At 63.2% G+C, this 12,890-nt stretch carries 14 protein-coding genes and 1 riboswitch; of the genes, 6 read left to right on the top strand and 8 right to left on the bottom strand.

Going from position 1 to position 12,890, the window contains the following annotated elements:
* Nucleotides 1-58 precede the first annotated feature (58 nt).
* The 5 genes from VWZ81_RS10260 to VWZ81_RS10240 form a co-directional block, all read right to left on the bottom strand.
* Complete coding sequence (locus VWZ81_RS10260) at nucleotides 59-943, bottom strand: polyprenyl synthetase family protein (RefSeq protein WP_416542664.1); 885 nt, start codon at nucleotides 941-943, stop codon at nucleotides 59-61.
* 3 nt (nucleotides 944-946) lie between these two features.
* The gene (locus VWZ81_RS10255) at nucleotides 947-1,204 is read right to left on the bottom strand and encodes an exodeoxyribonuclease VII small subunit (RefSeq protein ID WP_061050169.1); all 258 of its coding nucleotides are present in this window, start codon (nucleotides 1,202-1,204) and stop codon (nucleotides 947-949) included.
* The gene (locus VWZ81_RS10250) at nucleotides 1,201-2,127 is read right to left on the bottom strand and encodes a histone deacetylase family protein (protein WP_416542663.1); all 927 of its coding nucleotides are present in this window, start codon (nucleotides 2,125-2,127) and stop codon (nucleotides 1,201-1,203) included. The genes VWZ81_RS10255 and VWZ81_RS10250 overlap by 4 nt, the downstream gene beginning before the upstream one ends.
* 79 nt (nucleotides 2,128-2,206) lie before the next feature.
* Complete coding sequence (locus VWZ81_RS10245; protein ID WP_260102750.1) at nucleotides 2,207-2,908, bottom strand: response regulator; 702 nt, start codon at nucleotides 2,906-2,908, stop codon at nucleotides 2,207-2,209.
* The gene (locus tag VWZ81_RS10240) at nucleotides 2,905-3,417 is read right to left on the bottom strand and encodes a MarR family winged helix-turn-helix transcriptional regulator (protein ID WP_260102749.1); all 513 of its coding nucleotides are present in this window, start codon (nucleotides 3,415-3,417) and stop codon (nucleotides 2,905-2,907) included. Before VWZ81_RS10240 ends, VWZ81_RS10245 begins: the two co-directional genes overlap by 4 nt.
* Nucleotides 3,418-3,576: 159 nt before the next feature.
* Between VWZ81_RS10240 and VWZ81_RS10235 the strand changes: the two genes are divergently transcribed.
* Nucleotides 3,577-4,443: a branched-chain amino acid aminotransferase gene (locus tag VWZ81_RS10235; protein WP_260102748.1), complete on the top strand. Its 867-nt coding sequence runs from the start codon at nucleotides 3,577-3,579 to the stop codon at nucleotides 4,441-4,443.
* A 106-nt stretch (nucleotides 4,444-4,549) separates the two neighbouring features.
* Here the strand turns inward: VWZ81_RS10235 and VWZ81_RS10230 are convergent, their stop codons facing one another.
* Nucleotides 4,550-4,978, bottom strand: coding sequence for an organic hydroperoxide resistance protein (locus VWZ81_RS10230; RefSeq protein ID WP_340547013.1), 429 nt, complete (start codon nucleotides 4,976-4,978; stop codon nucleotides 4,550-4,552).
* Between the two features lie 119 nt (nucleotides 4,979-5,097).
* Between VWZ81_RS10230 and VWZ81_RS10225 the strand changes: the two genes are divergently transcribed.
* Nucleotides 5,098-5,544, top strand: a complete 447-nt coding sequence (locus VWZ81_RS10225) for a MarR family winged helix-turn-helix transcriptional regulator (RefSeq protein WP_340547012.1) — start codon at nucleotides 5,098-5,100, stop codon at nucleotides 5,542-5,544.
* Nucleotides 5,545-5,553: 9 nt separating this feature from the next.
* Here VWZ81_RS10225 and VWZ81_RS10220 read toward each other — a convergent pair whose 3' ends face one another.
* Nucleotides 5,554-6,489: a DMT family transporter gene (locus tag VWZ81_RS10220; protein ID WP_340547011.1), complete on the bottom strand. Its 936-nt coding sequence runs from the start codon at nucleotides 6,487-6,489 to the stop codon at nucleotides 5,554-5,556.
* A gap of 116 nt (nucleotides 6,490-6,605) precedes the next feature.
* Here VWZ81_RS10220 and VWZ81_RS10215 point away from each other — a divergent pair, with 116 nt between their 5' ends.
* On the top strand, nucleotides 6,606-8,108 hold the full coding sequence (locus VWZ81_RS10215) for a malonate--CoA ligase (RefSeq protein ID WP_416542662.1): 1,503 nt from the start codon (nucleotides 6,606-6,608) through the stop codon (nucleotides 8,106-8,108).
* Nucleotides 8,109-8,162: 54 nt separating this feature from the next.
* On the opposite strand, the gene aroC is transcribed toward VWZ81_RS10215, so the two are convergent.
* Nucleotides 8,163-9,269, bottom strand: a complete 1,107-nt coding sequence (gene aroC, locus VWZ81_RS10210) for a chorismate synthase (protein WP_416542661.1) — start codon at nucleotides 9,267-9,269, stop codon at nucleotides 8,163-8,165.
* A 280-nt stretch (nucleotides 9,270-9,549) separates the two neighbouring features.
* A riboswitch (TPP riboswitch) is annotated at nucleotides 9,550-9,642 on the top strand.
* A gap of 43 nt (nucleotides 9,643-9,685) precedes the next feature.
* On the opposite strand from aroC, the gene thiB reads away from it, so the two are divergent.
* The 3 genes from thiB to VWZ81_RS10195 are packed head-to-tail and all read left to right on the top strand — an operon-like array spanning nucleotide 9,686 to nucleotide 12,874.
* The gene (gene thiB, locus VWZ81_RS10205; protein WP_416534411.1) at nucleotides 9,686-10,663 is read left to right on the top strand and encodes a thiamine ABC transporter substrate binding subunit; all 978 of its coding nucleotides are present in this window, start codon (nucleotides 9,686-9,688) and stop codon (nucleotides 10,661-10,663) included.
* Nucleotides 10,639-12,195 (top strand): thiamine/thiamine pyrophosphate ABC transporter permease ThiP, encoded by a 1,557-nt coding sequence (locus VWZ81_RS10200; protein WP_416542660.1) that lies wholly within the window; start codon nucleotides 10,639-10,641, stop codon nucleotides 12,193-12,195. Before thiB ends, VWZ81_RS10200 begins: the two co-directional genes overlap by 25 nt.
* On the top strand, nucleotides 12,182-12,874 hold the full coding sequence (locus VWZ81_RS10195; protein ID WP_416542659.1) for an ATP-binding cassette domain-containing protein: 693 nt from the start codon (nucleotides 12,182-12,184) through the stop codon (nucleotides 12,872-12,874). The genes VWZ81_RS10200 and VWZ81_RS10195 overlap by 14 nt, the downstream gene beginning before the upstream one ends.
* Nucleotides 12,875-12,890 lie beyond the last annotated feature (16 nt).

The following is a 12,890-nucleotide window of genomic DNA, read 5'->3' as shown; positions in this document are numbered from 1 at the left end:
GCAGCTCCTTGAGCGTTTGGCGGGCGTTTGGCTCTGACGAGGCGCGGTCTCTTGCGGCTCAGCTATCGCGCGAGATAACGAAGCGCGCGGTTTCCTTCAAGGTTTCGGCGGCATGACCATAGGGGGTCAGCGCCTCACAGGCCTGTTCCATCAGGGTTCTGGCGCGATCCTTCGCCGCGTCCAGCCCCAGAAGAGACACAAACGTGGCCTTGCCCGCTTCCGCATCCTTGCGCACGGCCTTGCCGACCTTGGCAGCATCGCCTTCCACATCCAAAATGTCATCGGCAATCTGAAAAGCAAGGCCAAGCGCATCGGCATAGCGTCGCAGCGGGCTGTCATCCGCCCCGGCCATGACCGCGCCAGCGGTCGCGGACCAGGCAATCAGGCAGCCGGTCTTGCGGTTCTGCAACTGGGTGATCTGATCCAGATCCAGCGGCCGCGCAGCGGTTTCAGCGGCGATATCCAGCATCTGACCGGAGACCATACCATCCTTGCCGGAGGATTGCGCCAGCCCGCGGATCAGGGTCAGCGCATGGGGTCCGATCTTGGGATCGGCAAGCAGCTCAAACGCAAATGTCTGCAGACTGTCGCCCGCCAGAACCGCCATCGCCTCATCCCATTTCCTGTGAACGGTGGGCTGGCCCCGGCGCAGATCATCGTCATCCATGCAGGGCAGATCGTCATGCACCAGCGAATAGGCGTGAATACATTCGATCGCCAGCGCCGCTTCAAGCGCGGCCTGTTCGGCAACCCCATGCAGGCGCGCGCTTTCCAGAACCAGAAACCCGCGCAGCATCTTGCCGCCGGTGATGGCATAGCGCATGGCCGCATGCAGCGGATCATTGCCGCCCAGCCGGGCCTCCATATGGGTGGTGATCCGGGTCTGGGCTTCTTTCAGCGCCTGGGCAAAGGGCCGGCTCTGCGTGTCTGCGGCGGCGCTCATGACTCAGCCGGCATCCAGCGGCTGGGTCCCGGTCGGCGTGCCTGCGGCATCTAGCGTGATTGCCGCCACCTTTTCCTCGGCCCGCTTCAGCTCGTCCTCGCAGCGCTTCTTCAGCGCGGCACCGCGCTCATAAAGCGCAATGGACGCATCCAGCGCCACATCGCCGCGCTCCAGCTGATCCACCACGGTTTCAAGCGCGCGCATCGCCTGCTCAAAACTCAGCTCGTCAACGGGTGTTTCTGGACTGGTGGTGTCGGTCATCTGCCTGCCTCTATCAATTCTTCCACATGGGCTTTGGCCGCTGCGGCCAGCGCGTTCAGATCATATCCACCTTCCAAAGTCGAGACGATACGCCCCGCGCAGGTCTCCGCCGCCAGCGTGCAGAGTTCGCGGCTGAGCCAGCGGAAATCCTCGGTGCTCCAATTGAGTTCGGCCAGCGGATCATCCTGATGCGCGTCAAAGCCGGCGGAGATGACGATCAGCTCCGGCTTGAAGGTCCGCAGCCGCGGAAACACCTGATCGACATAGGTCGACCTCATGTGCACGCCCCCTGATCCGGGTGGCAGCGGCAGGTTCAGGATCTGGCCGTGTGCGCCGTCCTCCTCGGGGCGACCGGATCCCGGCCAGAGCGGCATCTGCTGGCTTGAGATGAACAGCGCCCGCGACTCATCCCACAATAGATCCTGCGTGCCATTGCCGTGATGCACGTCGAAATCCACCACCGCCACACGCGCCAGCCCATGGTGATCCAGCGCATGTTTGGCCGCCAGTGCGGCATTGCCAAAGAAGCAGAACCCCATCGCGGTCTCCGTCTCGGCATGGTGGCCGGGCGGGCGTACCGCGGCAAAGGCGTTCTGAACCTCGCCCGTCAGGACCATATCGACTGCGCGTACAGCTGCCCCCGCCGCGCGAAAGGCGGCATCCAACGATCCGGGCGACAGGAATGTATCGCCATCAATGCGACCAAACCCCTCCTGCGGCAGGCTGCGGCGCAGCTCCTCCAGATAGCTCTTTGGGTGAATGCGCAGGATATCGTCTTCCGCCGCCATCGGCGCGGTGACCCTGTGCAGGTCCAGCCCCGCCAGCGCATGCAGCACATGCTCCAGCCTCGCCACCCTCTCGGGATGGCCCTCGGGCGTCACATGCAGCAGGCAATCTGCGTGGGTTAACAAAGCGGTCGCCATGGCGCGTCCTTTTCTTCTGGCCGGAAATATCCCCGCCGGAGGCATGAAATCGCCGCGCAGCGGCTCCGGAACTCTGGGCCTAATCCGGTGCCAGCATATATCCTGCGCCGCGCACCGTCTGCAGATATTGCGGCTGCTTCGGGTTGGGCTCGATCTTGCGCCGCAGCCGGGTGATCTGCACATCCACGGCGCGTTCCTGCGCCTGACCACGGTCGCGGCCCAGATCCTCGACCAGTTTGGTGCGGCTCACCGGCTCGCCCGGACAGGCGGAGAAGATCTTCATCAGCTGGTTTTCGGTGCCGGTCAGTCGGATCAACTCCTCACCCTGCCACATCTCGCCGCGCTCAATATCATAGCGGATCGGTCCCAGATGCAGCACTTTGGGCGCGGCATCCTGGGCCGTGGGCTCAGGCATCCGCCGCAGGATTGCATTGATCCGCAACAACAGTTCTTTTGGCTCGAACGGTTTGGACAGATAGTCATCCGCGCCAGCTTCCAGCCCCTCGATCCGGTCATCCGTTTCGCCCTTGGCGGTCAGCAGCAGGATCGGGGTGCTCAGGGTTTCGCGCAGCGACCGGGTGAGCGAGACCCCATCCTCGCCCGGCATCATCACATCCAGGACGATCAGGTCGAAATCCAGCCCTGACAATACCCGCCGCGCATGAGCGGCATCGCGGGCGGCGGTGACCAGAAACCCGGCGCGCATCAGGAACTTCTTCAGCAGGCCGCGAATGCGCTCATCATCATCGACAATCAGCAGATGGGAATCGAACCGGGTCATGTGCCACTCTCCCGCAGCTTGGCATAGGCGCGCCGCATGTCGGCGTCCATCATCGCTTCCAGCACGCGCTTGAAGCCCTGCACCGCTTCCGGGCCGGCATCCTTGTAGGCGGTGCGCATCCGGGCGCGCTGCGCATCCGAAAGCTTGGCCTCCAGCGCACGCCCCTTGTCGGTCAGAAACAGATGCCGCTCGCGCTTGTCGGTGACCCCGACCCGGCTTTCCACCAGACCATCACCGATCAGGGCCCGCAGCACCCGGTTCAGCGACTGTTTGGTCACCCCCAGAATGCTCAGCAGATTATTGACCGTCGTGCCCGGTGCTCGATTGATAAAATGGATCGCCCGGTGATGTGCCCGACCATAGGCCATCTCAGCCAGAATACGATCCGGGTCTGCGGTAAATCCGCGATAGGCAAAGAACATCGCCTCAATGCCCTGCCGCAACTGCTCATCCGTCAGAAACAGCAGGCTTTCGCCGCCAAATCCCTGCCCCGGTCGCCCTTCTGCCATGGGTCTCTCCCCTGTTGTGTTGAGGCCATTTTAAGTCAGCGTTGTTGACATTCCAAGTCTGAAGATGTATCGAATCGCAGGTTTAGCGCAACATTATGTCCGAACCGGTCATATAATGCGCAACTTCTGGAAATTGGGCGAGGCATTAGGAGGTGCGCCATGGCGGGTTATGATGATCGGGACGGTTTGATCTGGATGGACGGGGAAATGGTCGACTGGCGCGATGCCAAGGTCCATATCCTCAGCCACGCGATGCATTATGCCTCCTCCGTCTTCGAGGGTGAGCGCGCCTATAATGGCAAGATCTTCAAGAGCCGCGAGCATTCGGAGCGTCTGGTCGCCAGCGCAGAAGCGCTGGATATGCCGATGCCCTATACCGTGGATCAGATCGAAGCCGCGAAGCAGGAAACCCTGAAAGCCAGCGGATTGCAGGATGCCTATGTGCGGGCCGTCGTCTGGCGCGGCTCGGGCGAAGACATGGGTGTCGCTTCGGCGAAGAACCCGGTGCGCATGGCCATCGCGGTCTGGGGCTGGGGCGCCTATTATGGCGATGCCAAGATGCAGGGCGCCAAACTGGATATCGCGGAATGGAAACGACCAAGCCCGGAAACCATCCCGGTCCACGCCAAGGCGGCAGGTCTCTACATGATCTGCACCATCTCCAAGCACAAGGCCGAGGCCAAGGGCTGCTCGGATGCGTTGTTCATGGATTACCGTGGCTATGTGGCGGAGGCGACCGGCGCCAATATTTTCTTCGTGAAGGATGGCGAAGTGCATACGCCGAAACCTGACTGTTTCCTGAACGGCATCACCCGACAGACCGTAATCGGTATGCTGAAGGATCGCGGTATCACCGTGCACGAGCGCCACATCATGCCGGAGGAACTGGACGGGTTCGAACAGTGCTGGCTGACCGGCACCGCCGCCGAAGTCACCCCGGTTGGCCAGATCGGTCCGCACAGCTTCGAGGTGGGCGAGATGACGCGTGAGATCGCCAAAGCCTATGAGGAGCTGGTGCGCAGCTGACCCTGCGCCCGGAACGCCAGATCGCTGTTAAAATGCAAAAGCGCGGGGAAAACCCCGCGCTTTTTCCGTATCAGCCCCTTTGGGGGCCGTGGGCATGGTGCCGGGATCAGACCAGCTCGGTGGTGACGGTCACATTGCCGCGCACCGCGTTGGAGTAGGGGCAGATCTTGTGGCCTGCCTCGGTCACCGCCTTTGCCTCCTCGGGGGAGAGGCCGGGCAGGGCCACCTTCAGTGCAACGGTGAGACCAAAGCCGCCTTCGTCGCGCGGGCCAATGCCGACCTCGGCGTGGACCGACACGTCATTCGGTACCTTGGCGAGGCTGTCGTCCTGAGTGGTCGCGAATTTCATCGCGCCGATGTAGCAGGCCGCATAGCCGGCAGCGAACAGCTGCTCGGGGTTGCTGCCCTTGCCGCCGCCACCCATTTCCTTGGGCGGATCCAGATCAAAGCTGAGGTCGCTGTCGTGGATGCTGGCTTTGCCATCGCGGCCACCGGTTGCGGTTGCTGCGGCTGTGTAGACGGGAGAAACACTCATGATGGGATCCTTTCCTGTGTCACTGTCGAAGTAAATTACATCGTGTGCGATATAAATGGATCCTCCGGCGCAAAGGTCAAGTCCTTGAAGAAGGATCGTGCACGATTTAAATTGCACCCATGACCAATACGCCAACATCCCCCATACCAGATACGCCGGATCTCCTGTGCTTTGCGATTTATTCGGCAAACCACGCGCTGACTCGGCTCTATCGCCCGTTGCTGGCGCCGCTGGGGCTGACCTATCCTCAGTATCTGGTGTTGATCTCGCTTTATCACACCGATGGACAGACCGTCGGCGCGTTGGGCCAGCAGCTGGACCTGGAAACCAATACGCTGACACCACTGTTGAAGCGGATGGAGGCTGCGGGGCTGCTGGCACGTGTGGCCAACCCCGAGGATGATCGCAGCCGTCTGGTGCAGCTTACAGCGCGGGGGCGGGATCTGGCGGATAACGCAGGCGAGATCACCTCCTGTATCCTGAAGGAACTGGGGGGCGACCTGCAGGATCTGCTGGACCTGCGGGACCGCATCAACGGGTTGCGCGCCCGTCTGGAGGCGGACTAGCCGCCAGCCTCAACCCTTGGGATCGGTAACCGACCGCGCCTTGCCGCGTTCCAAGCCCAGACGGCTCTCGCGCCAAATCACCAGCACATTGCCCGCGATCACCAGCCCGGCACCGATCAGCATCACCAGCGTCGGCAGCTCATTGAACCAGATATAGCCCAGCAGAATGGCAAACAGCATGGAGGAATAATCGTAGGGCGCCAGCATAGACGCCGGGGCAAACCGATACGAGGAGGTGACCAGAATCTGCGCCACCCCGCCAACCAGCCCGGCGCCGATCAGCAGCGCCAGCGTAACGGGGTCAGGCCAGACCCAGCCAAAGGGCAGCGTGCATAGCGACAGGATCGAGGCGGTCAGCGAGAAGTAGAACACGATGGCGGCCGTGTGTTCCGTCATCACCATACGGCGGATATGGATCTGTACCAGCCCGCGCGCCACCGTCGCGATCAGGATCAGGATGGCCCCCAGGGTCGCGGTATCGCCCAGATCTCCGCCCCCCAGTCGCGGCCAGAGCATCACCAGAACACCGATCAGACCGATGATCACCGCGCTGATCCGGATCAGCCGGATCCGCTCCCCAAGCAGAAGTGCGGCCAGAATCAGCGTGAAGATCGGCGTTGCATAACCAATCGCGGTGACTTCGGGCAGTGGCAGCATCCCCAGCCCCATGAAGGTCATCCCCATCGCCGTCGTTCCCAGGATGCCACGCAGGAAATGCCCTCCGGGCCGCGATGTTTTCAAACCACGCGGCAGCTGGCCGCGCAGGGTCAGCCAGATCAGGATCACCGGAATGGCAAAAAACGATCGGAAGAACACCGCCTCACCCGCGGGCACCACATCCGATGTCGCCTTGATGATCGCCGACAGCCCGGTGAACAGGGCAATGGCCGCCAGTTTCAGCGCAATGGCACGGCCCGGTTGATGCGATGTTAAGGATGTCACCATGCGCAGACCCTGCGCCTGCGGATCAAAAAGTGCAACGGGTTGATTTTGCCACCCGGCTTTGTCCAAGGTCGCGCAGGGTCATGAAACCCAACCGCACCGCCGCAAGGAGCCCCTGAATGTATGACGCAAATCCCCTGATCCACCATCTGCGCGCGGCCTCTCTTGGTCGCGAGGATGCCGTATTCGCCACCCGTCCCGGTGCCGATCCGCTGCGCTATGGGGATCTCTTCGCCGGGGCTGAGCGTATGGCGGCGGCGCTTGTTTCACGTGGAGTCCAGCCGGGGGATCGTGTCGCGGCGCAGGTGGAGAAATCCCTTGCCGCGATTGAGCTGTATCTGGGTACGGTGATGGCCGGGGCGGTGTTTCTGCCGCTTAACCCTGCCTATACCGATGCGGAGGTGGCCTATTTCATCGGTGACGCAACGCCGCGCGTCTTTGTCTGCGATCCGGCGCGGCGTGAGAGTTTGCGCGCGGTCGCGGGCGAGGCAGCCGTGCTGACGCTGGATGGCGAGGGGCAGGGCAGCCTTGTGGAGCTGGCAGCGGGGCAGGCCGGGTTCGATCCGGTGGCGCGGACCCCATCGGATCTGGCGGCGATCCTCTACACATCCGGCACCACGGGCCGGTCAAAGGGGGCGATGCTCAGCCATGAAAACCTCTATTCCAATTCACTGACCCTGCGGGATCACTGGCGCTTCACCGCTAAGGATGTGCTGATTCATGCGCTGCCGATATTCCACACGCACGGGCTGTTCGTGGCGACCAATGTGGCGCTTCTGGCGGGGGCGCAGGTGGTGTTTCTGCCCCGGTTCGATGCCGAGGCCATTCTTGCAGCTCTGCCGACATCGACCGCGCTGATGGGGGTGCCGACCTTCTATACGCGGCTGTTGGCGCAGGCGCAGCTGACCCCGGATCTGACGGCCAATATGCGCCTGTTCATTTCCGGCTCGGCGCCGCTCCTGGTGGAGACCCACGAACAGTGGGAGGCGCGCACAGGTCATCGCATTCTGGAACGCTATGGGATGACGGAAACCAATATGAGCACCTCAAACCCCTATGATGGCGCACGCATCGCAGGCACTGTCGGCCAACCGCTGCCGGGGGTGGAGGCGCGGGTGATGCTGGAGGGAAAGGAGCTGCCGCAGGGCGAAATCGGCGTGCTGGAAGTGCGCGGTCCGAATGTGTTCCAGGGTTACTGGCAGATGCCGGAGAAAACCGCCGAGGAACTGCGCCCGGATGGCTGGTTCATCACCGGCGATCTCGCGAAGATTGACGACAGCGGCTATGTCACCATCGTCGGCCGGGAAAAGGATCTGGTGATCTCCGGTGGCTTCAACGTCTACCCAAAGGAGGTTGAGACCCTGATCGACGATCTGCCGGGGGTGTTGGAAAGTGCGGTGATCGGCGTGCCGCATCCCGATTTCGGCGAGGCCGTGGTGGCGGTGGTGGTCCCGACAGAGGAAGGCACCGATGCTGCGGCCCTTCAGGCGGCTTTGTCCGGGCAGCTGGCAAAGTTCAAACAGCCCAAACATGTCGCGCTGATGCAGGAGCTGCCGCGCAACACGATGGGCAAGGTACAGAAGAAAGCGCTGCGCGAGCGCTTTGCCGGGCTTTTCACCTGATTTGGCCGTCACCCCCGTCTCGCGTCTGATCTTGGCGGCGAGACGGAGACAGGATCAGCCGCCGATGTGGCCCTGGTTTTCCCCCACCTGACCGCGATGCAGCAGCAGGTGATCGAGGATCACACAGGCCATCATCGCCTCCGCCACCGGCACCGCACGGATGCCGACGCAGGGATCGTGACGGCCCTTGGTGATGACTTCGGCGGCGCTGCCATCCTTGCGGATCGACTGGCGCGGCGTCAGGATTGATGACGTGGGTTTCACCGCAAACCGGACGACAACATCCTGCCCGGTGGAAATCCCGCCCAGAATGCCGCCGGAATGGTTCGACGAATAGATCGGCTGACCATCATTGCCGAGAAAGATCTCATCGGCGTTTTCCGAGCCCTTCAGACGCGCGGCGTTCATGCCTTCGCCGATCTCGACGGCTTTGACAGCGTTGATCGACATCATTGCGGCGGCCAGATCGGTGTCCAGCTTGCCATAGATCGGCGCGCCAATGCCTGCGGGTACGCCACGGGCGACAACCTCAATCACCGCGCCAACTGAATCGTGTTCCTTGCGCAGCCCCTGAAGGTAGTCTTCCCAGTCCTGCACTGCGCCCGCATCTGGGATCCAGAAGTCATTCTGGTCGATGGCGTCCCAGTCGAACCGGCTGCGGTCGATCTCCATCTCGCCCATGCGGGTCATGTAGCCTTTGATCTCCAGCCCTGGCACCAGCGATTTGATCGCCTCCCGAGCAACACCGCCAGCGGCCACGCGGGCCGCCGTTTCGCGGGCTGAAGACCGGCCACCGCCGCGATAGTCGCGGTTGCCGTATTTCTGAAAATAGGTGATGTCGGCGTGGCCCGGGCGGAAGGTCTGGGCGATATCGCCATAGTCCTTGGAGCGCTGATCGGTGTTTTCGATCATCAGCTGGATCGGTGTGCCTGTCGATTTGCCCTCGAACACACCGGAGAGGATTTTCACCGCATCGGGTTCGTTGCGCTGGGTCATGTTCTTGTTCTGACCGGGGCGGCGTTTGTCGAGCCACTGCTGCAGCATCCCGGCGTCAACCGGGACATTGGGGGGGCAGCCGTCAACCGTCGCACCCAGAGCGGGTCCGTGGCTTTCGCCCCAGGTGGTGACGCGGAACAGATGGCCAAAGCTGTTGATCGACATGGGCGCGGTCTCCTTTGCGAAAGTGCTTAGCGGGGGTGGGCGGCACCCTCAAGGGGTTTCCTGTTTCGCAGCGCAGGGCGGGGGCGCTGCCCCCGCCGCCCATAGGGCGGCTCCCCCGGGATATTTCCAGCCAGAAGATGGGGTGGGTTAACCTTGCAGAAAGGACAGCCAGACTCCCCCAATGTTTCGCGTGCGAAACAATTGGTCAGCCTTGCTGTCATTCTAGTGAGGGGTGCGGGCCGGCTATCGCTTGTCTTTCAGCTGTCCGGCCCCTAGGGTGCGCGCCACCTCGGGGTGCGTCATCGACGCTGAGATCACACCCGTAGAACCTGAACCGGCTAGAACCGGCGGAGGGAAGGTATGGAATGGCTCCACCCTTGCCCCACGTCGCATTGGAGGCCGCATTGGAGGATGCCATGAAACATCTTGTACTTGCAGCGGGACTGCTGGGCGCAACGGCAGCCTATGCCGAAACGCCTGAACTTATTGTCTACACCTACGACAGCTTTGTCTCTGACTGGGGTCCCGGGCCTGCGGTGGAGAAAGCCTTTGAGGCGACCTGCGGCTGTGACCTGAAACTGGTCGGCGCAGGTGACGGCGCGGCGCTGCTCGCACGGGTGAAGCTGGAAGGGGCGCGGTCCGATGCGGATGTGGTGCTGGGGCTCGACACCAATCTGACCGCAGCGGCGAAGGCGACCGGTCTTTTTGCCGAGCACAGCATCAGCGCCGATTATGCACTGCCGTTCGAGTGGGAAGACACCACCTTTGCGCCCTATGACTGGGGGTATTTTGCCTTTGTGCATAATGCGGATGCCACGGCACCGAAGAGTTTTACCGAGCTGGCTGAGAGCGATCTGAAAATCGTGATTCAGGATCCGCGTTCCTCCACCCCCGGCCTTGGCCTCTTGATGTGGGTGAAGGCTGCCTATGGCGACAAGGCCCCTGAGGTCTGGGAGGGGCTGGCCGACAATGTGCTGACCGTGACCAAGGGCTGGTCGGAGGCCTATGGGCTTTTCCTGGAGGGCGAGGCGGATATGGTGCTCTCCTATACCACCTCGCCGGCCTATCACCTGATCGCCGAGGATGACGCCAGCAAGGCGGCGGCGGTCTTCGATGAAGGTCACTACATGCAGGTTGAGGTTGCCGGCAAGCTGGCGGCCAGCGACCAGCCGGAACTGGCTGATCAGTTCCTGGCCTTCATGGTCAGCGATGCGTTCCAGTCAATCATTCCGACCACCAACTGGATGTATCCGGCGGTGACGCCGACAGCTGGCCTGCCGCAGGGGTTTGAGACCCTCGTTGCGCCGGAGAAATCGCTGTTGCTGGGTGCAGAGGAAGCGGCGGCGCTGCGTGATGCGGCGCTGGAAGAATGGCTGACCGCGCTCAGCCGCTGAGATCCCGCTGGGGGCTGGGCGTCGCGGCCCTGGTCGCGACGTTCATCCTTGGGGCCTTGGCCGCTGTTATCCTGCGGGCCGAGGTCGGGCGCGGTCTTGGGGTCGCCGATTGGGCCGCGATCCGCTTTACCATCTGGCAGGCGGTTCTGTCGGCGGTTGTGAGCGTGACGCTGGCGGTGCCGGTGGCGCGCGCGCTGGCGCGGCGACGGTTTCGCGGGCGGCGGCTGCTGATCGCCCTGATGGGGGCGCCGTTCATCCTGCCGGTGATTGTTGCGATCCTCGGCATTCTGGCGGTGTTTGGCCGGTCGGGCTGGCTGAGCGATCTGCTGGCGGTTTTCGGGCTTGGACCGCTGCAGATCTATGGTTTGCACGGCGTTGTGCTGGCTCATGTGTTTTTCAATCTGCCGCTGGCGACACGGCTGATCCTGCAAGGCTGGCAGGAAATCCCGGCGGAGCGCTTTCGCCTTGCGGCGCAGCTCAATGCCGGACCATTGGCAATGTGGCGGCTGCTGGAGGCACCGATGCTGCGGCAGGTGGTGCCCGGTGCGCTGGCGGTGGTCTTTGCGATCTGCCTTTCCAGCTTTGCGGTGGCGCTGACGCTGGGGGGCGGACCACGTGCCACCACCATCGAACTGGCGATTTATCAGGCGTTCCGCTTCGACTTCGATCTGGGGCGGGCGGCGATGCTGTCGGGTGTTCAGCTGTTGCTGACCGGGGCGGCGGCGCTGGTGGCGCTTCGCGTTGCCAGCGGCGAAGGATTCGGAGCCGGGCTGGACCGGCCCGTGCGGCGCTGGGATGGCGAGGGGCGCTGGGCGCGGGGGCTGGATGCGATCTATCTGTCGGGGGCGGCGCTGTTCCTGGTGTTGCCGCTGAGCGCCATCGTCATCGCGGGGCTGCCGGGGCTTCTGTCGATGGGGGCGTCGGTCTGGATGGCGGCGGCGACGTCGGCGTTGATTGCCGGGCTGAGTACGCTGGTTCTGCTGCTGATCGCCCTGCCGATGGCAATTGCCGTGGCGCTGGGCCGGGGGGCGGCGGTGGAGGTTGCCGGGCTGCTTGGTCTGGCGGTGTCACCGCTGGTGATCGGCACCGGGCTGTTTATTCTGATCTACCCGGTTGCCGATCCCTTTGCGCTGGCGCTGCCGGTCACGGCATTGGTCAATGCGCTGATGGCGCTGCCGTTTGCGCTGCGCATTCTGATCCCCAGAGTGCGCGAGATCCTGGCGCGCTATGGCCGTTTGTCGCTCTCTTTGGACATGCGCGGCGGGGTGTTCCTGCGCCGGGTGCTGTTGCCACGGCTGCGTCCTCAGCTTGGCTTTGCTGCGGGACTGGCGGCTGCGCTGTCGATGGGCGATCTCGGAGTCATTGCGCTGTTTGCCGATTCTGAAACCGCAACGCTGCCCTTGCAGGTCTATCGCCTGATGGGAGCTTACCGAATGGAGGCAGCCTCGGGCGGGGCGCTGTTGCTGCTATGCCTGTCGATGGGGGCGTTTTACATATGCGACCGGGGAGGTCGGCGTCATGCTGAAACTTGATCACTGCAAAATGGATAACGGCGGCTTTATCGTGCGTGCGGATCTGTCGGTTGCGGCGGGTGAGCGGGTGGCGGTGATCGGTCCCTCCGGCGCGGGCAAGACAACGCTGATCGAGGCGATTGCCGGTTTTGTGCCGATCATCTCAGGGGGGCTGTCGTGGCAGGGGCGCGCTTTGACGGATGTGAGACCGGGTGCACGGCCGATTGCGATGTTGTTTCAGGACGGCAATCTGTTTCCCCATCTGAGCGTGGCGCAGAATGTCGCGCTGGGCATTCGCCCGAACCTGCGGCTGAGCCGCGAAGAGCAGGACAGGGTGCGCGCAGCGATTGCCCGGGTCGGACTGGCCGGAATGGAAGAGCGCAAGCCCGCCGCCCTGTCCGGTGGTCAGCAAAGCCGGGTGGCGCTGGGACGGGTGCTGGTGCAGGGCCGCGATCTGCTGCTGCTGGACGAGCCGTTTGCGGCGCTGGGGCCCGCGCTGAAGGCCGAGATGCTGGATCTGGTGGCGGAGCTGGCTCAGGAGACCGGGGCAACGGTTCTGATGGTCAGCCATGACCCGGCGGATGCGCGGCGGATTGCGGATCAGGTGATACTGGTGGCGGATGGCGTGGCGCATCCGCCGATGGCGACGGCGGAGCTACTGGACAATCCGCCGCCGGTGCTGAAGGCCTATCTGGGCTGATCGCTTGGCCGGGCCT

Source organism: Phaeobacter sp. JH20_34, assembly GCF_048056095.1.
Classification (GTDB): domain Bacteria; phylum Pseudomonadota; class Alphaproteobacteria; order Rhodobacterales; family Rhodobacteraceae; genus Phaeobacter; species Phaeobacter bryozoorum.
Note: the sequence above shows the minus strand (reverse complement) of the source record. Positions and strands in the feature narration are given on the sequence as shown.